This window comes from Aeromonas sp. S9(2024) (genome assembly GCF_041403185.1).
Lineage (GTDB): Bacteria > Pseudomonadota > Gammaproteobacteria > Enterobacterales > Aeromonadaceae > Aeromonas > Aeromonas enteropelogenes.
On the sequence record NZ_JBGLRE010000012.1, the window covers coordinates 23,894 to 43,633 of the forward strand.

16 protein-coding genes are annotated in these 19,740 nt (G+C 64.8%); 4 read left to right on the forward strand and 12 right to left on the reverse strand.

What is annotated here, in order from left to right; translation table 11 throughout:
- Positions 1–53: 53 nt before the first annotated feature.
- Both ACB028_RS17220 and ubiA read left to right on the forward strand, forming a co-directional pair.
- Positions 54–590 carry a chorismate lyase gene (locus tag ACB028_RS17220; RefSeq protein ID WP_354688640.1) on the forward strand — a complete coding sequence of 179 codons (537 nt, stop codon included), beginning with the start codon at positions 54–56 and terminating at the stop codon, positions 588–590.
- On the forward strand, positions 587–1,456 hold the full coding sequence (gene ubiA, locus ACB028_RS17225; RefSeq protein ID WP_371144818.1) for a 4-hydroxybenzoate octaprenyltransferase: 870 nt from the start codon (positions 587–589) through the stop codon (positions 1,454–1,456). Before ACB028_RS17220 ends, ubiA begins: the two co-directional genes overlap by 4 nt.
- 73 nt (positions 1,457–1,529) lie before the next feature.
- On the opposite strand, the gene plsB is transcribed toward ubiA, so the two are convergent.
- On the reverse strand, positions 1,530–3,953 hold the full coding sequence (gene plsB / locus ACB028_RS17230; RefSeq protein ID WP_223379540.1) for a glycerol-3-phosphate 1-O-acyltransferase PlsB: 2,424 nt from the start codon (positions 3,951–3,953) through the stop codon (positions 1,530–1,532).
- A gap of 205 nt (positions 3,954–4,158) precedes the next feature.
- Here plsB and lexA point away from each other — a divergent pair, with 205 nt between their 5' ends.
- Complete coding sequence (lexA, locus tag ACB028_RS17235) at positions 4,159–4,782, forward strand: transcriptional repressor LexA (RefSeq protein ID WP_042027239.1); 624 nt, start codon at positions 4,159–4,161, stop codon at positions 4,780–4,782.
- A gap of 361 nt (positions 4,783–5,143) precedes the next feature.
- Entirely contained in the window at positions 5,144–5,440 is a 297-nt protein-coding gene (locus ACB028_RS17240; RefSeq protein ID WP_026456161.1) for a hypothetical protein, read from the forward strand.
- Between the two features lie 74 nt (positions 5,441–5,514).
- Here ACB028_RS17240 and mgtE read toward each other — a convergent pair whose 3' ends face one another.
- The 11 genes from mgtE to hslU form a co-directional block, all read right to left on the reverse strand.
- Positions 5,515–6,939 carry a magnesium transporter gene (mgtE, locus tag ACB028_RS17245; RefSeq protein ID WP_371144819.1) on the reverse strand — a complete coding sequence of 475 codons (1,425 nt, stop codon included), beginning with the start codon at positions 6,937–6,939 and terminating at the stop codon, positions 5,515–5,517.
- 146 nt (positions 6,940–7,085) lie between these two features.
- Complete coding sequence (gene cysG, locus ACB028_RS17250) at positions 7,086–8,492, reverse strand: siroheme synthase CysG (protein WP_371144820.1); 1,407 nt, start codon at positions 8,490–8,492, stop codon at positions 7,086–7,088.
- Positions 8,493–8,504: 12 nt separating this feature from the next.
- Positions 8,505–9,317: a nitrite transporter NirC gene (nirC, locus tag ACB028_RS17255; protein WP_371144821.1), complete on the reverse strand. Its 813-nt coding sequence runs from the start codon at positions 9,315–9,317 to the stop codon at positions 8,505–8,507.
- Positions 9,318–9,374: 57 nt separating this feature from the next.
- Positions 9,375–9,692, reverse strand: coding sequence for a nitrite reductase small subunit NirD (nirD, locus tag ACB028_RS17260; RefSeq protein ID WP_182934228.1), 318 nt, complete (start codon positions 9,690–9,692; stop codon positions 9,375–9,377).
- Positions 9,693–9,798: 106 nt separating this feature from the next.
- Positions 9,799–12,345, reverse strand: coding sequence for a nitrite reductase large subunit NirB (gene nirB, locus ACB028_RS17265; protein ID WP_371144822.1), 2,547 nt, complete (start codon positions 12,343–12,345; stop codon positions 9,799–9,801).
- A gap of 299 nt (positions 12,346–12,644) precedes the next feature.
- Entirely contained in the window at positions 12,645–13,733 is a 1,089-nt protein-coding gene (locus tag ACB028_RS17270; RefSeq protein WP_216993408.1) for an ABC transporter permease, read from the reverse strand.
- 2 nt (positions 13,734–13,735) lie between these two features.
- The gene (locus tag ACB028_RS17275) at positions 13,736–14,851 is read right to left on the reverse strand and encodes an ABC transporter permease (RefSeq protein ID WP_371144823.1); all 1,116 of its coding nucleotides are present in this window, start codon (positions 14,849–14,851) and stop codon (positions 13,736–13,738) included.
- Positions 14,848–16,620 carry an ATP-binding cassette domain-containing protein gene (locus ACB028_RS17280; protein ID WP_371144824.1) on the reverse strand — a complete coding sequence of 591 codons (1,773 nt, stop codon included), beginning with the start codon at positions 16,618–16,620 and terminating at the stop codon, positions 14,848–14,850. Before ACB028_RS17280 ends, ACB028_RS17275 begins: the two co-directional genes overlap by 4 nt.
- Positions 16,617–17,585 carry a secretion protein HlyD gene (gene hlyD, locus ACB028_RS17285; protein WP_371144825.1) on the reverse strand — a complete coding sequence of 323 codons (969 nt, stop codon included), beginning with the start codon at positions 17,583–17,585 and terminating at the stop codon, positions 16,617–16,619. Before hlyD ends, ACB028_RS17280 begins: the two co-directional genes overlap by 4 nt.
- Positions 17,582–18,214, reverse strand: a complete 633-nt coding sequence (locus tag ACB028_RS17290) for a TetR/AcrR family transcriptional regulator (protein WP_338611452.1) — start codon at positions 18,212–18,214, stop codon at positions 17,582–17,584. The genes hlyD and ACB028_RS17290 overlap by 4 nt, the downstream gene beginning before the upstream one ends.
- A 162-nt stretch (positions 18,215–18,376) precedes the next feature.
- Positions 18,377–19,705, reverse strand: a complete 1,329-nt coding sequence (gene hslU / locus ACB028_RS17295) for an HslU--HslV peptidase ATPase subunit (RefSeq protein WP_371144826.1) — start codon at positions 19,703–19,705, stop codon at positions 18,377–18,379.
- Between the last annotated feature and the right edge of the window lie 35 nt (positions 19,706–19,740).

A 19,740-nucleotide genomic window follows, 5' to 3' on the forward strand; every position in this document is an offset into this window, starting at 1 on the left:
GGATAATAAACCGGATTTTAACCTGAACACGGAAATCTCTGGATGGTGAAGCTGTGAAGTCCGAGTTGACTGTTCCCCTCACGCCGTTAACCGGGTGGTTGGCCCCCGACAGTTGCGAATTGCCGGCCAGCCTGCGTCCCTGGCTGCTGGAGCCCGGCTCCATGACCCGGCGTCTGCGCCAACACAATCGGCACTTCTCGGTCGAATGGCTGGGCAATCGCCCCGTCTCGCTGGCCACCGATGAGCAGTGGCTGGTGGATGCCGTATCCCCTGCCGGGATCTGCCGGGAGGTGATCCTCCACGGCGATCTGGGTCCGGCCGTGCTGGGCTGGACCCTGCTGGCCGACGCGGCGCTGCAGGGCAGTGGGCTGGCCGAACTGGGGGAGCAACCCCTGGGGGAGCGGGTGTTTGGCAATGAGCCGGTGCGACGTGATCATCTGCAGCTGGCCCGTTTTGCCATTGCCGACAATCCCCGTTGCTCCGCCGCCATCGTCTGGGGACGTCGTTCCCGTCTGTTTCTGGGGCAGTGGCCATTGCTGGTTCACGAGCTGTTTCTGCCCTCTCTCGTCTGTGACAAGGAGCTGGAGTGAATCTGTTAACCAAGGAGCGGGGTCTGGCATATCTGCAGTTGGCCCGCATCGACAAGCCCATCGGCACCCTGTTGCTGCTGTGGCCGACTCTGTGGGCACTCTGGCTGGCGGCCGGCGGACTGCCAAACCTCTGGGTGCTGACGGTGTTTGTGGTCGGCGTGTTTCTGATGCGCTCTGCCGGCTGTGTCATCAACGACTATGCGGATCGCAACTTCGACGGTCACGTCAAACGCACCTCGGGGCGTCCCCTGCCGACCGGCAAGGTAGATCCCCGCGAGGCACTGGCGCTCTTCTTCGTACTCGCGCTCATCTCGTTTGGCCTGGTACTGACCCTCAACTCCCTCACCATCGCCATGTCGTTCGTCGGCCTGCTGCTGGCGGTGAGCTATCCCTTCATGAAGCGGTTCATTCCGATCCCCCAGTTGGTGCTCGGCATGGCTTTCTCCTGGTCGATCCCCATGGCCTATGCGGCGCAGGCCAACGCCCTGCCGACCGTGGCCTGGCTGGTGTTTATCGCCAACCTGCTGTGGACCGTGGCCTACGATACCCAGTACGCCATGGTGGACAGGGACGATGACCTCAAGCTGGGGCTCAAGTCGAGCGCCATCCTGTTTGGCCGTCACGACAAGCGGATTATCGGCGTGCTGCAGCTAGCCACCCTGTTGATCCTGCTGCTGGTCGGCCAGCTGATGGCGCTGGGCAGCAGTTACTACTGGGGATTGCTGGGGGCCGCCGTGCTGTTCGTCTATCAGCAGCGGCTCATTCGCGAACGGCAGCGGGAGGCCTGCTTCCAGGCGTTCCTCAACAACAACTATGTGGGGGCTCTGGTGTTCGCCGGGCTGGTGCTCGACTACCTGCTGGGGTGACCATTCCCTGAACAAAAAGAAGCCGAGCAAAAAGAAGGCCGCATCATGCGGCCTTCTTCATTTGCGGTGCGGGTCAGCGCTGATTGCCGGCCCGGATGGTGCGGCGGATCTTGGTGCTCAGCAGCGGCACTATGTTGTCCGCCAGTGCCTGGAAGCGTCCCAGATCCGGTTTGCTCTCGGCGGAGAGGTAACCCTCCTTGCGCAGGGTGTGGATCAGGGTGCTGAACAGTTTCTGGTCGAAGAACTCAGGGGCGTTGATGCCGTGCAGGGTGCCGAGGCGTTCCGCCATCATCAGGCCGTCTGCCTCCAGCTGCTCCGCCTCTATGTAGGGCTGGGCCAGCACCCGGGTCAGTACGATGGCGTAGCGCTGCAGGGTCTCCTGGATGCTTTCGGCCAGCAGCAACAGGCGCATCTGGTTGCCCGGGTTGACCCAGTAGCCACCGTCGCGTGCCTCGATCAGCTGCTGGCGCTGTAGCTCGGCCAGCAGGGCATCGATAAGCTCGGGCAGCTCCTCCTCTTCGTAACGCAGGAACAGCTCGGTCTTGAGCAGTGGATAGATGTCGACGCAGCGGGCGATGATCTCGCCGCGACTGATCCCCTCGCAGCGGTCGATCAATGCCGCCACCAGAGAGGGCATGGCAAACAGGTGGAGGATGTTGTTGCGGTAGTAGGTCAGCAGGATCGCCTGGTAGCGATCCAGGCTGATGATCTGGCCCAGCTTGTCCTCGCTCACCTCGAACTTGTTGAGTTCCAGTGCCTGATCCAGCAGGGTGCCGGCATCCTCGTCCGGGATGGTGCTCTGGGCGCTGTAGGGCACCGCCTTGAGCAGGTCCAGATAGGTGTTGAGCTGGGCCTGCAACTCGTCACGGGTCAGGGCGTGGCGCTCGGCGGCCAGCAGCGCCAGGGCGCTCAGGGTCAGGCCATTGACGGCGGCGGCGCCGTTGATGCGGGTCATCAGCAGATCGGCCAGGGTATTGACCGTGCCGGCCATCCATTCGGGGCGCTCCTCTTCCCCGATGTGATCCTTCCAGTCCGGAATATGCTCGCTCAGGTAGCTGTTGAGGGTCAGTGGCTCGCCGAAGTTGACGAAGCCGCGGCCGTAGTTGCGCAGCTTGCGCAGGATGCCGAGTACCTGCAGGAAGCTCTCCTTCTCCTTGCGGCTGCCCTTGAGCTCGTTGTGGTAGGTGTTCACCTCCATCACATGCTCGTAGCCGAGGTAGACGGGCACCAGAGTGACCGGGCGGTCGAGCCCACGCATCATGGCCTGCAGGGTCATCGCCAGCATGCCGGTCTTGGGCGGCAGCAGGCGGCCGGTGCGCGAACGCCCCCCCTCGGTGAAGAACTCCACCGAGTAGCCCTTGGCGAACAGCAGGTTCAGGTACTCGCGAAACACCGTGCTGTAGAGCGGGTTGCCCTTGAAGGTGCGGCGGATGAAGAAGGCACCGCCGTGGCGGAAGATCGGGCCCGCCGGCCAGAAGTTGAGGTTGATGCCCGCCGCGATATGGGGCGGCACCATCCCCTGGTGATAGATGACATAGGAGAGCAGCAGGTAGTCCATGTGGCTGCGATGGCAGGGCACATAGACGATCTCGTGCCCTTCCTGGGCCAGCTGGCGCACCTTTTCGGCGCCGTTGACCGACAGGCCGCGATAGAGCTTGTTCCACAGCCAGCCGAGGAAGCTCTCGCCGAGGCGGATCAGTCGGTAGGAGAAGTCGGAGGCGATCTCGTCCATGTAGCCGTGGGCGCGTTTCTGCGCCTTCTCCAGGCTGATGTTCTCCCGCTCTGCCTCTTCGGCGATGGCCTGCTGGATCACGCTCGAATCCAGCAGTTGTTTGAACAGCAGGTTGCGGTTCGGCAGTTTTGGTCCGGTGGCCGCCAGCTGCTGGCGGCTGAAGTGGGTACGGGCGACCCGCGCCAGCTTGTGGGCGATGGCCTCGTCGGTACCGTGTTTGTCCGCCATGTAGCGCAGGGAGAGGGGCGGGGAGAAGCGCACCAGGTTTTCGCGACCCTTGAGGATCACGATGAGTGCCTTCTTGAGCCGGTTCGGCGCCAGACTGCTGATGATGTTGAGCCCGGAGGCCTCTTCTCCCTCCCGGCCCGGGGCACGGCCCCAGAACAGGGTGACGGGCACTACCTGGATATCCAGCGCCGGATCCTGTTTGTGCAGATCCAGCAGCTGGTGGAACTCCTGCAGGAAGGGGAGCGGCTTGCTGCGCTTGCCGAAGAGGGGAGGCGGACGATCCAGACAGACATAGCGCGGCAGCAGCTGGCCGTTCAGTTCCAGCGGCGTGAAGGGGCCGGGCAGACCGAGATCCTCGCAGCACTGCTGCAGGGTCATCAGGTCGGTGATCGAGCTGGTTTTCAGGGCATAGACGATGGGTCTGGCCGGATCCAGCTTGAGTTCTGTGATGGGATTTTCCGGCAGGCTTTTGTGATTGACCAAGCCGCTGACCGGCCATTGCAAGATGGCTCTGGAAATCTTCTGTCCTGGGGACATGTGCGTCTGCTCTCCAAAAAAATGCGGCGTGAGCATAGCAAATCACCGGCCCCTTGTCGCCGAGAGGTACGATGAGTTCAGTCGTGCGGGATCAAAACAGGGTGAAATTGCCGGTTGGTTGCGACAAATGTCAGCTGCGCCTTGCCTTGGCCACTGCACTGTATATACTGCCAGTGTGCTGTATAAAAAGACAGGTGCCAATTCTATGAAACCCCTTACCCCCCGCCAGGCCGAAGTGCTGGAGCTGATCAAGGTGAACATGAACGAGACCGGCATGCCGCCGACTCGTGCCGAGATTGCCCAGAAGCTTGGTTTCAAGTCGGCCAATGCGGCCGAGGAACATCTGAAGGCCCTGGCCAAAAAAGGGGTCATCGAGATCATGCCGGGCACGTCCCGCGGCATCCGTCTGCTGCTCGAAGAGGAAGAGGCGCTGGAAGAGAGCGGCCTGCCGCTGATCGGCAAGGTGGCTGCCGGTGAACCCATCCTGGCCCAGGAGCATATCGAGAGCCATTATCAGGTCGATCCCGCCCTGTTCCACCCGCGCGCCGACTTCCTGCTGCGGGTGCAGGGGATGAGCATGAAGAACATCGGCATCCTGGATGGCGACCTGCTGGCGGTGCACAAGACCCAGGAGGTACGCAACGGCCAGGTGGTGGTGGCGCGGCTTGACGAGGATGTCACCGTCAAACGCTTCCAGCGCAAGGGCAGCCAGGTATGGCTGCTGCCGGAGAACGAAGAGCTCTCCCCCATCGAAGTGGATCTTGCCAGCCAGCATCTCACCATCGAGGGGCTGGCGGTCGGGGTGATCCGCAACGCCGACTGGATGTAATCTCCTCTCTCGCCACACGGCCTCCTTCGGGAGGCCGTGTCGTTTCTGCGCCTCTTTCCTGCCAATTCAAGCAGATCCTGAACCTCGCCCTTTTTGTCTCCCGCGCCAGCCCGCAAACCGCCCGTTTCGGATATATGCTCAGATCAGGGTCAGGCCGCCAGGGTCTGGCTGCTCCGCCCCACGGGGCGAGCGCCGCACAATGACAACCGCAAACAGACCTTCACGGGATAGAAGGGGAGTGTTGCAGGGCCGGCCGGCACATAGGCCAGGGTCATCCTGATCTCACTCGAAGCAAGGCAGGACGTTGCCAGGGGATGAGTCGACGTACCTGAGTGACCTGTCAGTCAAGGAGGAGTGGCATATGGCATCGAACACGCCATGGGATTCGAAGCGCTGCGTACCGGCACCTGAATCCTCCATCACCCGTTTTATCAAGGGAAACCGGATGACCTGGTTTTACGGACTCTGGCTTCATCACAAGGGGCCGCACTGGGCGCTCTGGCTCGGCTGTCCGAAGGAGAAAGTGGTGCGCCTGGTGCTGTTGTTCAAGCGGGGTCATGGTGCCCGGGCTGTCGACAGCGTCCGGCTGGCCCCGGTGGTGCCCATCGGTCGTGCCCTCGGCAAGGGGTGGCAGCAGGGGCGCAACGCCAGACCCTGAGCAGAGCTTGTCGTAGCAGATCGAGTATTCAGGATGAGCATGACAAAGAAGGGAGCCGCCGGCTCCCTTCTTGTTTACAGCAGGAACAGGGTGGCCAGCCCCAGAAAGATGAAGAAGCCGCCGGTGTCGGTGATGGCGGTGATCATCACGCTGGCCCCCACCGCCGGATCGCGTCCCAGCCGGCTCATGGTCATGGGGATGATGACTCCCATCAGCGCCGCCACCAGCAGGTTCAGCACCATGGCGAGGGTCATCACGGCGCCCAGCGCCGCATCCTGATAGAGCAGAAAGGTGACGACCCCCATGATGCCGCCCCACACCAGACCGTTGATGGAGGCCACCCCCAGCTCCCGCAACAGCAGGAAGGAGAGGTTGCCCGCCTGAATGTGCTGCAGCGCCAGCGCCCGCACTATCATGGTGATGGTCTGGTTGCCTGTGTTGCCACCGATCCCGGCGACGATGGGCATCAGGGCCGCCAGCGCCACCAGTTGCGAGATGGTGTGCTCGAACAGGCCGATCACCCGCGACGCCACGAAGGCGGTGCAGAGGTTGAGGGCGAGCCAGGCCCAGCGGGTCTTCACCGCCTTGGCGACCGGTGCGAACACATCCTCCTCCTCGCTGATCCCCCCCATGCGGCGCAGATCGGTGTCGCTCTCCTCATAGACCACATCCACAATCTCCTCGACAGTGAGGCGGCCCATCAGCTTGCCCTTGGCATCCACCACGGCGGCAGAAAGCAGGTCATCCCGCTCGAAAGTACGGGCCGCCGCCTCGTCGTTGTCTTCGGGATCAAAGGTGATGGGATCCTGCTCCATCACCTCGCTCACCAGGGTGGCGGGTTTGTGCAGCAGCACAGTGGTGAGGGCCAGTTCGCCGAGCAGGTGGTTTCGCCGATCGATGACAAACAGCTTGTCGGTGTTGGCGGGGATCTTGCCCCGCAGCCGCAAGAAGCGCTGCACCGTAGCGAGGCTCACGTCGGGGCGCACCGTGATGAGCTCGAAGTCCATCATGGCACCGACCGTGTGCTTGCCGTAGCGGATCACCTCGCGCACCCGATCCCGATCGACGGGCGCCATGGAGGTGAGCAGCCGTCCCATCAGGTTGCGCGGCAGGTACTGGCCCAGATAGATCTGATCGTCGATGTCGAGGGAGCGCAGGGCATGCAGCAGCTCGCGGTCGCTCATGCCGCTGATGAGGCTCTCCCACACCGTCTCCGATGCCTCGACCAGCACTTGGCCGCGTTTGTCTTCGCTCACCAGATGCCAGAGGGCGTGGCGTTCATCGGGAGGCAGGGATTCGAGGGCATCGGCGATGTCGGCGGCGGGCAGGCCGTTGACCAGCCCGCTCAGCTGGCTGGTCTGGTCGCGCTGACCCGCATCCTGTTCAAGCTGGGGGTCGATCAGACTGTCGGTGAGGGCATCGTCGCCCAGCAGCAGGGTGAGAATGCGGGATCTGTCTTCCGCGCGCTGCTTGGCGCTGTTTTTGAGGGGCAGAGACATGAAAAAATTCCTGAGCTGGTGGCCGATAGGCCGAATGCCCATAGGATACCAGACTTAAAACAACAGGTTATGACCGGGATTTAGTGATGGCTGGATAAAAATGAGGCCACCTTGCGGTGGCCTCATGACTCACATGTCAAGACCGCTCAGGCGAGAGCCTGGCGGGAGAGTGCTTGTTGGCCTTGTCCAAACCAGGCAAGTTGCTCGGCCAGGGTCACCACCGAGCCCACCATGATCAGGGCAGGGCTCTCGACGCCCACTGCCAGCTCGGGGAGCTGCTCCAGGGTGCCGCGAATGACCCGCTGGCTCGGCTGGGTGCCGCGCTCGATCAGCGCCACCGGGGTATCGCCTCCCTTGCCGTGGGCCAGCAGCTGCTCGCGGATGGTGGCACAGGATGAAAGCCCCATGTAGAACACCAGGGTCTGCCTGTCTTTTGCCAGCAACGGCCAGTCGAGATCCTGTGCCCCGCCCTTGCCGTGGGCGGTGACGAAGCGGACGCTCTGGGCATGGTCGCGGTGGGTGAGGGGAATGCCGGCATAGGCGGCGCAGCCGCTGGCCGCCGTGATCCCCGGTACCACCTGAAAGCCAATGCCAGTACCAACAAGCGTCTCCAGCTCCTCGCCGCCACGGCCGAAGATGAAGGGGTCGCCCCCCTTCAGCCGCACCACCCGCTGCCCCTTCTTCGCCTCCTCCAGCAAAAGCTGGTTGATCCCCTCCTGGGGCACGCAGTGGTTGCCCGCCTGCTTGCCGACGAAGATGCGCCTGGCATCCCGGCGCACCAGCGCCATCACCTCGTCGGAGACCAGGCGGTCATAGACCACCACGTCCGCCTGCTGCATCTGGCGCAGGGCGTGCAGGGTGAGCAGACCCGGATCCCCGGGGCCGGCACCGACCAGCACCACCTCGCCGTGAGCCTTGTTCTCCTTGGCAAACAGGGTATCGGCCAGCTGGTGGGCAGAGGCGTGATCGCCGCGAGCCAGCGCCTGACCGAGCCGATCTGTCCCCAGCAGCCGCTCCCAGAAGCGGCGCCGCTCCCCCATGGTGGCGAAGCGCGCCTTGACCCGATCCCGCAGGCTGCCGGCAAAGGCCGCCACGGCCCCCAGATGCTGGGGCAGCAAGGCTTCGAGTTTCTCCCGAAGCAGCCGGGCCAGCACCGGCGCCTTGCCGCCGGAGGAGATGGCCACCATCAGCGGCGAGCGGTCGATGATGGACGGCATGATGAAGCTGGAGCGCTTGGGATCATCCACCACGTTGGCAAAGATCCGCGCCTGATTCGCGCTCTGGTAGACCAGGGCGTTCACCTCGCGCCGATCGGTGGCGGCCACTACCAGCCACTTGCCCGTCAGTTGCGCCGGCGTAAACTCGGCGGCCAGCCACTCGATGCTGCCGTTGGCAGCCAGTTCAGCCAGCTCGGGGTCGAGCTCGGGGGCCACGACCGTGAGGTGGGCACCGGCATCCAGCAGCAGGCGCGCCTTGCGCTCCGCTACCTCGCCGCCGCCGACCAGCAGCACAGGTTTGTTGTCGAGTCGGCAGAAGATGGGCAAGTAGTCCATGGGGCCTCCTGATCAGGCGGTTCGGGTCTGGCTGGCGGTGCTGGCGGCGTCGCTCACCGCGACCGGGCGTTCAGCCTTGGGGGTGGCATACCAGTAGCCCAGACCCATGAAGAGGGCGCCGGAGACTGTGTTGCCCAGGGTCACCCACAGCAGGTTATGGCCGATGCCGCCCAGGGTGTAGGCCTCGGAGTGGGCGCCGAACCAGGAGAGGGCGAACAGGGTCATGTTGGCAACCGAGTGCTCGTAGCCGGAGGCGATGAAGGCCAGCAGGCACCACCAGATGGCGATGAAGCGGGCGGCCCCTTCGGTGCGCAGAGCCATCCAGATGGCGAGGCAGACCAGCCAGTTGCAGAGGATCCCTTTCATGAACAGGGTCAGGGCCGGTGCCTGGGTCTTGGCCAGCGCCACCTTGTGGGCCAGGCTGCCCGCATCCGGCAGCAGGCTGCCGCCGTAGGAGTAGATCAGCGCCACCGCGATGGAGCCGAGAAGGTTGCCCGCCCAGGTCTGCGGCAGGATGCGCAGCAGGTCACCCATGGTGATCTTGCCCGTCTTCACCCCGAAGGTGAGGAACATGGTGTGACCGGTGTAGAGCTCGGAGCCGGCGATGATCACCAGGGTCAGGGCGATGCCGAAGGTGGCCCCCATCACCAGCGGTCGCACGGTGGGCTCCACCAGGTTGCCGAGGGTGAAGATGAGGATGATGCCCAGGCCCACATAGGCCCCCGCCATGGCGGAGCTGAGCCAGAAGCCGAGCTTGTCGCTGCGCTCGAAGCGGTTGATGCGGGCCGCGTTGGCGGCGCACTTGTTGATCGTTTCCGTGTACATCTTTTGAGTCCTTGAAAGGGCTGCCCTCAGGCAGCCCGAAAGAGAGTGAAATCGGGTTTAGACGGCGACCCAGACCTGCTGGTCGCGCACTTCGACGGGATAGCTCTGTACCGACATGGCCGGGTTGTCGAAACAGTGGCCATCGCTCAGGCGAAAACGCTGCTTTTTGAGCGGACTGGCCACCCAGAGCTCGCCGTCGTGTTCACAGATAAGGCCTCGTGACAGCACGTTGGCGGCGAAGAAGGGATCCCGGTTGTCGATGGCGAACACCTCGGCCGCTGCGCTCGGACGGAACAGGGCGATCTGGCGACCTTCCAGCAGGGCGCAGACGCCGGTTCCAGGGAGTATGTCGTTGAGTTGGCAGGCAAGTTTCATGATTGAACCTCCACATCGAGCGGAACAGACAGGTGCTGGCGACCTTCCAGCAGGGCACATACACCGGTGCCAGGGAGTATGTCATTGAGTTGGCAGGCTAATTTCATCATTTTGTCTCCACCTCGATCTGGTAGACGGGGATGCGCTCGGCCGGGGTGGCCGGTCGATGCTGGTCACGCTCGCTGACGAACTGGACGTCCGGGTCGCGCTTGTCGCTGTTGATGAAGTGGCTGAAGCGCTGCAACGCCTGCTCTTCGTTGAGGGTGCGCGACCATTCGCACTCGTAGCTGTCGATAAGGCGCTGGATATCGCGCTCCAGGGTGTCGGCCAGCCCCAGCTTGTCGTCGACGATCACCTCGCGCAGGTAGTCGACGCCCCCTTCCAGGTTGCCGAGCCAGACCGAGGTGCGCTGCAGTTTGTCGGCGCTGGTGACGTAAAACATCATAAAGCGGTCGATCAGCTTGATCAGGGTCTCGCGGTCGAGGTCAGAAGCAAGCAGATCGGCGTGGCGCGGCTTCATGCCGCCGTTGCCGCCCACATAGAGGTTCCAGCCCGCGTCGGTGGCGATGATGCCGACATCCTTGCCCTGGGCTTCCGCACATTCGCGGGTACAGCCGGAGACACCGAACTTCATCTTGTGGGGGGTGCGAATGCCCTTGTAGCGGTTCTCGAGGAAGACCCCGAGGCCGACGCTGTCCTGCACGCCGAAGCGGCACCAGGTGCTGCCGACGCAGGTCTTGGCCATGCGCAGCGCCTTGGCATAGGCCTGACCGGTCTCGAAGCCCGCCGCCAGCAGCTTGCGCCAGATGGCGGGCAGATCATCCTTCTGAGCCCCGAACAGGCCGATGCGCTGGGCGCCGGTGATCTTGGTGTAGAGCTTGTAGTCGCGGGCCACTTCGGCCACCACCAACAGCCTTTCCGGGGTCACCTCGCCACCGGCCATGCGCGGGATGACGGAGTAGGTCCCGTCCTTTTGCATGTTGCCGAGGAAGATGTCGTTGGTGTCCTGCAGTTGGGTGTTGAGCGGGCTCAGCACGTACTCGTTCCAGCAGGAGGCGAGGATGGAGCCGACGGTCGGTTTGCACACCTCGCAGCCATGACCCTGACCATGCTTGGCCAGCAGCTCGTCGAAGCTCTTGATCCCCTCCACCTTGACCAGATGGAACAGCTCCTGACGGGAGTGGGGGAAGTGGGCGCAGAGGTGGTTGTTGACCTCGATGCCCTGCTTCACCAGCTCGGCGTTGAGCACCTGGCTGATGAGCGGCACGCAGCCGCCACAGCCGGTACCGGCCTTGGTGTGCTGCTTGATGGCGGCCAGGGTGGTGTGACCCTCGGCCACCGCCTTGGCGATGTCGCCTTTGGAGACATCGAAGCAGGAGCAGATCTGGGCGCTTTCGGGCAGGGCATCCACCCCCAGGGTCGGCTTGGCACCGGCGTAAGCGGGCAGGATCAGGGTGTCCGGGTGGCTCGGCAGCGGCAGGGCGCCCAGCATCATCTGCAGCAGGTTGCCGTAATCCTCCACGTCACCCACCAGCACGGCGCCGAGCAATCGGCTGTTGTCCTCGCTCACCACTATCTTCTTGTAGACGCCGGCTTGATCGTCCTGGAACACATAGCTGTGGCTGCCCGGAGTGCGGCCATGGGCATCGCCGATGGAGCCGACGGAGACGCCGAGCAGCTTGAGCTTGGCGCTCATGTCCGCCCCTTCGAAGCGACTGTCGCCGCCAAGCAGATGGTCGACGGTGATCTGGGCCATCTTGTAGCCCGGCGCCACCAGCCCGAAGAAGCGACCCTGCCAGGCGGCGCACTCGCCGATTGCATAGATGTCGGGGTCGGAGGTGAGGCAGTGATCGTCGATGACGATACCGCCGCGCTCGGCGATGGCCAGATCGCCGTAGCGACCGAGGGTATCCTGCGGGCGGATGCCGGTAGAGAAGACCACCACGTCCACTTCCAGCTGGCTGCCGTCGGCAAAGGCGAGGCGGTGTTTAGCCTGCTCACCGCCATGCATCAGGATCTCGCTGGTGCTCTTGCTGGTGTGCACCTGCACGCCCATGGATTCAATCTTGCGGCGCAGCAGCTGGCCGCCCTGACCGTCGAGCTGCTCGGCCATCAGCACAGGGGCAAACTCCACCACATGGGTCTCGAGACCCAATGCCTTGAGGGCACCGGCCGCTTCGAGGCCAAGCAGGCCGCCCCCGATCACCACCCCGCTCTTGCCGCTCTTGGCGGCGCTGCGGATGGCCTTCAGATCCTCGATGGTGCGATAGACGAAGCACTCGTGGTGCTGACTGCCCTGGATGGGCGGCACCCAGGGGTAGGAGCCGGTGGCCAGCACCAGCTTGTCGTAACCGACCACAGTGCCCTTGTTGGAGTGCACCTCGCGGGCCGCTTTGTCGATTTTTTTCACCGCCTCGCCGAGCAGCAACCGGATGCCGTGCTTGTCGTAGAAACCGGGTTTGACGAGGGAGAGATCTTCGCTGGTGTGGTGGGAGAAGTAGGAGGAGAGATGGACGCGATCGTAGGCGGGACGGGGTTCTGCACCGAAGACGGTGATCTCGTAGCGGCCCGGGTCGGCCCGTTCGATCAGCTCTTCGATGAAGCGGTGCCCCACCATGCCGTTGCCGACAACGACCAGTCTGACTTTGCTCATAATTGCCTCTAGTTTGGAGTAATAAAACGACATTCTGAGGCTAGGCTACCCAGTCGGAGGGAGCGGACAATTGATGCAAATCAAGTGTCCATTTATATATCTCGTCAGGGGTAATTGGAGGAAATTCAATCATATACATAAATAGGTATATGGATGGAGCATTCAGAACATGGTTCGGCACGGCCTGGAAGGGGTGTATTGGGGATATCTATCTGACGAAAAAGATAAAAAATTTTGTGTTCGACGGGCAGGGGCGGCGCTTTGCGTCAAGCCCCTGAATACGGGATTGTGGGACCTGCTCACGCGATATGGCGGCGAAACAGGGCGAGTGCCAAGGAGAGGCTGACGCCGCCGATGGCGATGAGCGGCCACAGGAGCGGCCAGGCCGCCGACCAGCCGAGCCCCTTGAGGAAGACCCCCTTGAGCAGCACGATGAAGTGGGTCAGGGGATCGATGGCGGCGAGCCACTGGAACACTTGCGGCATGTTCTCCACCGGCGAGACATAGCCCGAGAGGATCACCGCGGGCACCATGAAGCAGAAGACCCCGAGAAACGCCTGCTGCTGGGTCGAGCACAGGGACGAGATGAAGAGCCCGATGCCGGCCAGCGCTAGGCCGTAGCAGATCATGCCGGCCAGCAGCAGGGTCAGGCTGCCGGAAAACGGCACCGCGTAGACGAAGCGGGCCGCCAGCGCGACTATGGTGCCCTGCCCCACCGCCACCAGGATGCCGGGCACCGCCTTGCCCGCCATGATCCAGCCCGGGGTGAGGGGGGAGACCAGCAGCTGGTCGAAGGTGCCCTCTTCCCGTTCGCGCGCCACCGACAGGGCGGTGACGATGAGGCAGCCGATGGTGGTGATGATGGCCACCAGAGAGGGGAGCACGTGCCAGCGAAATTCGATGTTGGGGTTGTAGAGGTGGCGCACCAGCAGCTCGGGGGCGCCGCGTCCCTCGCTCTGCCAGCGGGCGATCACCTGGCTGATGTAGCCTGCCGCCACCTGGCCACCGTTGGAGCGACGCCCGTCGACGATGAGCTGCAGCGGCGCGCTCTGCCCACGTGCCAGCCGGCGCGAGAAGTCGGGGGGGATGACCAGCGCCAGCAGGGCCTGCTGCTCGGTGATCGCCGCCGTCACGCCGGCATCGCCCGCTACCGGCAGCACTGTGGTGAAGGCGGGCATATGAGTGAGGCGCTCCAGCAGCTCGCGGCTCTCGGCGCCGCCGTCCTGGTTGTAGACGGCCAGGGTGTTGCCGGTCACCTCCAGGGTGGCGGCGAACGGGAAGAGGGCGGTCTGCAGCAGCACCGGCATGATCAGCAGGAAGCGCCCCTGGGTGTTGCCCAGCAGGATGGAGAGCTCTTTTCGCACCAGCCACCAGAGTCGAGTCAGCATGCTTACTCCAGGGTTCGCCGCGTCTTGCGGGCGGTGAGGGCCAGCCAGAACGCGGCCAGCAGCAACAGACAGAGGGCGTTGACCAGCAGGATCGAGATCACGTTGCCCGCCTGATAGAGGGTCTGCAGGGAGCTCGCGAAGTAGCGGGCCGGAATGAGGTGGGTGATGGCCCGCAGCAACGGCGGCATGCTGGCGATCTCGAACACGAAGCCCGAGAGCATCATGGCCGGCAGGAAGGCCGCCGTCAGGGCCGCCTGGGCGGCGTTGAACTGGCTGCGCATCACGGTGGAGAGAAACAGCCCAAGCCCCAGGGCGCTGCCAAGAAACAGGCTGGTGACCAGGAACAGGACGGCCAGGGAGCCGCGCCAGGGCACCCCCATCACAGCCACCGAGAAGAGCAGGCAGATGAACATGGCGGCGATGCCAAGCCCGTAGTAGGGGATGAGCTTGGAGAGCAGCAGCTCGGCCTTGGTCACCGGGGTGGCGAGCAGGGCCTCCATGGTGCCGCGTTCCCACTCCCGGGCCACCACCAGGGAGGTGAGCAGAGCGCCGATGATGGTCATCACGACGGCAATGGAGCCCGGCACCAGGAAGTTGCGGCTCACCAGCGCCGGGTTGAACCAGGCGCGGGTGCGCAGCTCCACCGGCTGGCTCTGGGGCTTGCCCTCAGTGAGAAGCCAGCCCTGCCAGATCCCCTGCACATAGTTGGTGACGAAGTTAGCCGTATTGGGCTCGGAGCCGTCGGTGAGCAGGGCGATGCGCGGCGCGCTGCCCCCCTGGCCCGCCAGGGCGCGGGAGAAGCCCTCGTCGATCACCAGGAGCCCCCGGATCTCGCCGCGCTCCAGGCTCCCCAGCAGCGCCTCCTTGCTCGCGCCCCCGTGCACCTCCAGCGCGGTCGAGCCGCGCAGGGCCTGCTCGAAGCGGATCGCCGGCGCCCCGCCGTCGGCGCGCCACACCCCGAGGCGCAGGTGGTCCACGTCCAGGTTGATGGCGTACCCCATCACCACCAGCAGCATCACCGGCATGATGAAGGCGACCAGTATGCTGCTCGGGTCGCGCACGATCTGCAGCGACTCCTTGCGGCACAGGGCCAGCAGACGGCGGCGGCTGATGCTCATGCGTCCTCCTCGCTGGCCCGCTCGACCAGGGTGATAAAGGCCTCTTCCATGGTGGGCAAAGAGGTGGTGGGTAAGGCCATGGTTTGTGACGAATTGACGGGCATGGCCTGCGCCGCCTGCCCCTTGAGCTCGTCCGGGGTGCCGAGGGCCAGCAGCTTGCCGCGGTAGATGAGGGCGATACGGTCGCAATACTCCGCCTCGTCCATGAAGTGGGTGGTGACCAGCACGGTCACCCCGTGATCGGCCAGGGCGTTGATGTGAGACCAGAACTCGCGCCGGGTGACCGGGTCGACACCCGAGGTGGGTTCGTCGAGAAACAGCAGTGGCGGCGCGTGCAGCAGGGCGCAGGCGAGCGATAAACGCTGGCGCAGCCCAAGCGGCAGGGCCTCGGCCTGCTGGTTCAGCCAGGGGCCGAGAGCGAAGGCCTCCACCATGGCGTCGATGCGCGCCTGCTGGGTGCGGCCAAACAGGCCGTAGATGCCGGCGAAGAACGACAGGTTCTGGGCCACGGTGAGCTGCTTGTAGAGGGAGAACTTCTGAGCCATGTAGCCGAGGCGCTGGCGCGCCGCCGACGGGCTGTGGGCGAGATCGATGCCAGTCACAAGGGCCTGGCCGTCACTTGGGCGCAGCAGGCCGCACTCCATCTTGAAGGTGGTGGACTTGCCCGCCCCGTTGGGGCCGAGCAGGCCGAAGATCTCGCCCCGGCGCACCGCAAAGGTGACGTCGTCGGTGGCGGCAAAGTCCCCGAAGCGCTTGGTGAGGCGGCGCGCCTCGATCACCGCCTCGGGGGAGACCCCCTCCGGCAGCTCGGCCTCGGTCATGGTGGCGGCCAGGCTCGACTCCCCCCCCGGCCCGCCGCCGAGCAGATCGATGAAGGCATCCTCCAGCCGGGCCGGGGTCGGTGCGAAGGCCCCCTCGCTCAGCCCCAGCTCGCCGAGGGGAGGCGGCGCTGCATCGGGGCGCAGCAAGAGGCGCACCCGCTCCCCGGCCACGGCGCCGTCCATCACGGCCGGGTGGGCCAGGGCCCGGCGCAGCAGGGCGCGCCGGGCCCGCCCGTCCAGGTTGCCCGCCTCCAGCAGCCAGCAGCGGCTCGCCATGGCCCCCATCAGATCCGCCGGGGTACCGCTGGTGCGTACCGCGCCGTCCGCCATCAGCAGCACGTGATCGCACAGCTCCGCCTCATCCAGATACGCGGTGCTCCAGAGCACCGTCATGCCCCCCTGGGCGAGTTCGCGCACCATCTTCCACAGGGCGCGGCGGCTGATGGGGTCGACCCCGACCCCGGGTTCGTCGAGCAGCAGCACCTCGGGCTGGCCGAGCAGGGCGCAGGCGAGCCCGAGTTTCTGCTTCATCCCCCCCGACAGCTTGCCCGCCGGGCGGGCGGTGAAGCGGGCGAGATCGGTGAAGGCGAGCAGCCGGGCAAACGTCGGGCTGCGCTCGGGCTCCACCACGCCGCGCAAGTCGGCGTAGAGGGTGAGGTTCTCCAGCACGCTGAGATCTTCATACAGGCCGAACTGCTGGGGCATGTAGCCGAGGCGCTGGCGCAAGGCATCGCCTTCCTGCACCGGATCGAGCCCGAGCACCCGGCTCTGCCCGGCCTCCGGCACCAGCAGGCCGGCGAGCAGGCGCAGCAGGGTGCTCTTGCCCGCCCCGTCCGGCCCCACCAGCCCCGTGATGCCGCCGCTCGGTATGGTGGCCGAGATAGCATCCAGCGCCACGCGCTCGCCAAAGCGCTTGGTCAGCCCGTCGAGCCGGATGGCGGCGCTCATGGGGCCAGCCTGACGGTGACCGGCATCCCCTGGCGCAGGGCCGGGTCCGGATCCTGTACCACGATGCGCAGCCGATAGACCAGGTGGGTACGCAGGTCCGGCGTCTCTACCGATTTGGGCGTGAACTCGGCGCTGGGCGACACGAAACCCACCACCCCCTGATAGGGCTGGTCCGGTCGCGAGTCGGTGGTGAGCTGCACCCTGGCACCGCTCGGGAAGTGGCCGAGCCAGGGCTCCTCGACGTAGGCGCGTACCCAGACCGGGGTGGTGAGTGACATGTTGAAGGCGGTGGCGCCGGCCTGCACCATGCTGCCCGTCTCGACGGCGCGGGTGAGGATGATGCCATCGCTCGGGGCGGTCAGGGCTGCATCCGCCAGGGCCAGCTCGGCGCTGGCAAGCGTTGCCTTGGCCCCTTGCAGCTGGGCATCGGACTGGGCGATCTCCTCGGGGCGGTAGCCGGTCTCGAGCTGGGCCAGCTGCTCGCGGGCGGCGCGTACCTGGGCCCGGGTCTGATCCCGCTGGGAGCGGGCGGTGTCGAGCTGGCCGCGAGAGATGGCGCCGGTGGCGGCCAGGGCGCTCTGGCGGCGCCACTGCTTGTCGGCCTCCAGGGCTGCGGCCTCGGCGGCGCTGAGGGACGCCCGGGCGCGGTCCGTCTCCTCGCTGCGATACCCTTTGTGCATCAAGGCGTTGGCGGCGGTGAGCGCGGCCAGATTGGCCCGTGCGCTGTCGCGGTTATGGATCAGCGGCGCCGGGTCGAGGCGAGCCAGCAACTGGCCGGCCTGCACCGCGTCCCCCTCGTCCACCAGCACCTCGCTGACCCGGCCGCCGACCCGAAACGCTAGGTTCACGTCGCGGATGTCGACGTTGCCGTAGAGGACGGAGCCGTCGGCGGGGCGTCCCTGCCACCAGAGATAACCACCGATCAGGGCCAGTACGAGGGCCACAAGCGCGATGCGTTGCTTCATAGGGGTTCTCCTTGGGGACGGCGCAGGCCGCGCAGGGCCCAGACCAGCCGCTGCTGGGCGGCCTCGGGGTTGTCGATTTGGGCGAGGAAGGGGGCAGCCTGCTCGGGCAGCCAGCCGAGTTGGCGCCCGCCACCGGCGATCACCAGGGGCAGGCCGACCGCCCCCATGATGAAGATCATCAGCTGCACCGGGTTGCCCGCCACCAGCGAACCTTCGGCCTGAGCCCGCTGCACTTGCTCGAGCAGCAGCAGGGGGTGGCGGCGCGGCAGGCTGAGCAGGAAGCGCTGGGCGGCGCCTTCCCCTGCTAGGGCATCGCCGAACAGGTGGTTGATGAAGCCACGCTGGCGCCCAACCAGGGCGATCAGCGCCTGCATGGTGGCCTCGAACTGGGTGAGGGCATCGGGGTAGGCGCCGCGGGCGGCCACAGCCTTGAGTTCGTCGTAGAGGGGGGCGTACCAGAGCTCCACCAGCTCGTCGATAAAGGCGTCGCGGTTGCCGAAGTGGTAGACAAAGGAGCCGAGGTTCACCCCAGCGGCGGCCGCCAGCTCGCGCACCGTGAGGCCGCGCAGCCCCTTGTCGGTGGCAATCTCAAGGCCGGTGTCGAGCAGTTTCTGGCGGGTCGGGTGCATGGTGCCCTCTCCATGGTATACAGATTTTGCATGATTCTTATACGTATGTATAAATCAAGGTGGTAAAAGAGGAAAGCGCTTTTTTTGAGCAGGAATGGGGAGGGAAAGAAAATAAAAACGCCTCCGCAAAGGGAGGCGTTTGGAAAACCTGAGGCGCGGGCCTTACAGGATAAAGCGGCTCAGATCCTCGTCTTCAATCAGCTTGCCGAGGTGGGCATTGACGTAGTCGGTGTCGATGACGAAGGTCTGACCGGACTTCTCGGAGGCGTCGTAGGAGATGTCTTCCATCAGGCGCTCCATCACGGTGTGCAGACGACGGGCGCCGATATTCTCGGTGCGCTCGTTGACCTGCCAGGCCGCTTCGGCCAGACGGCGGATGCCATCTTTGGTGAACTCGATCTTGACCCCTTCGGTGGCCATCAGCGCCTGGTACTGATCGGTCAGGGAGGCGTTCGGCTCGGTCAGGATCCGCTCGAAGTCTTCGGTGGTCAGCGCGGTCAGCTCGACCCGGATCGGCAGACGGCCCTGCAGCTCGGGGATGAGATCGGACGGCTTGGCGATCTGGAAGGCGCCGGAGGCGACAAACAGGATGTGATCGGTCTTGACCATGCCGTGCTTGGTGTTGACGGTGCAACCCTCGACCAGGGGCAGCAGGTCGCGCTGGACCCCTTCACGGGAGACATCCGGGCCTGAGCTCTCGCCGCGCTTGCAGATCTTGTCGATCTCGTCGAGGAAGACGATGCCGTTGTTCTCGACTGCGGCGATGGCCTTCTGCTTCAACTCTTCCGGGTTGACCAGCTTGGCCGCTTCCTCTTCGATCAGCACCTTCATGGCCTCTTTGACCTTGATCTTGCGCTTTTTCTTCTGGTTCTGACCCAGGTTCTGGAACAGCCCCTGCAGCTGGTTGGCCATCTCTTCCATGCCCGGCGGGGTCATGATCTCGACGCCCATCGGGGAGGCGGCCAGATCCAGCTCGATCTCCTTGTCATCCAGCTGGCCTTCGCGCAGCTTCTTGCGGAAGATCTGGCGGGTGTTGGAGTTGTCGGCCTTCTCTTCCTCGCCCCAGGTGTTGCGCGGGTTGGGCAGCAGGGCGTCGAGGATGCGCTCTTCGGCGGCCTCTTCGGCGCGGTATTTCATCTTCTCCATCTCGGTCTCGCGCACCAGCTTGATGGCGACATCGGTCAGATCGCGGATGATGCTGTCCACCTCCTTGCCCACATAACCCACTTCGGTGAACTTGGTCGCTTCGACCTTGATGAAGGGGGCGTTGGCCTGCTTGGCCAGGCGACGGGCGATCTCGGTCTTGCCGACGCCGGTCGGGCCAATCATCAGGATGTTCTTCGGGGTTACCTCGTGGCGCATCTCTTCATTGAGCTGCATGCGGCGCCAGCGGTTGCGCAGAGCGACGGCCACCGCGCGCTTGGCGTCGGCCTGACCAATGATGTGGCGATCCAGTTCGTGGACGATTTCTCTCGGGGTCATCTCGGACATGATGGTGTTCCTGTATCCGGGACAGGCAGGGCCCG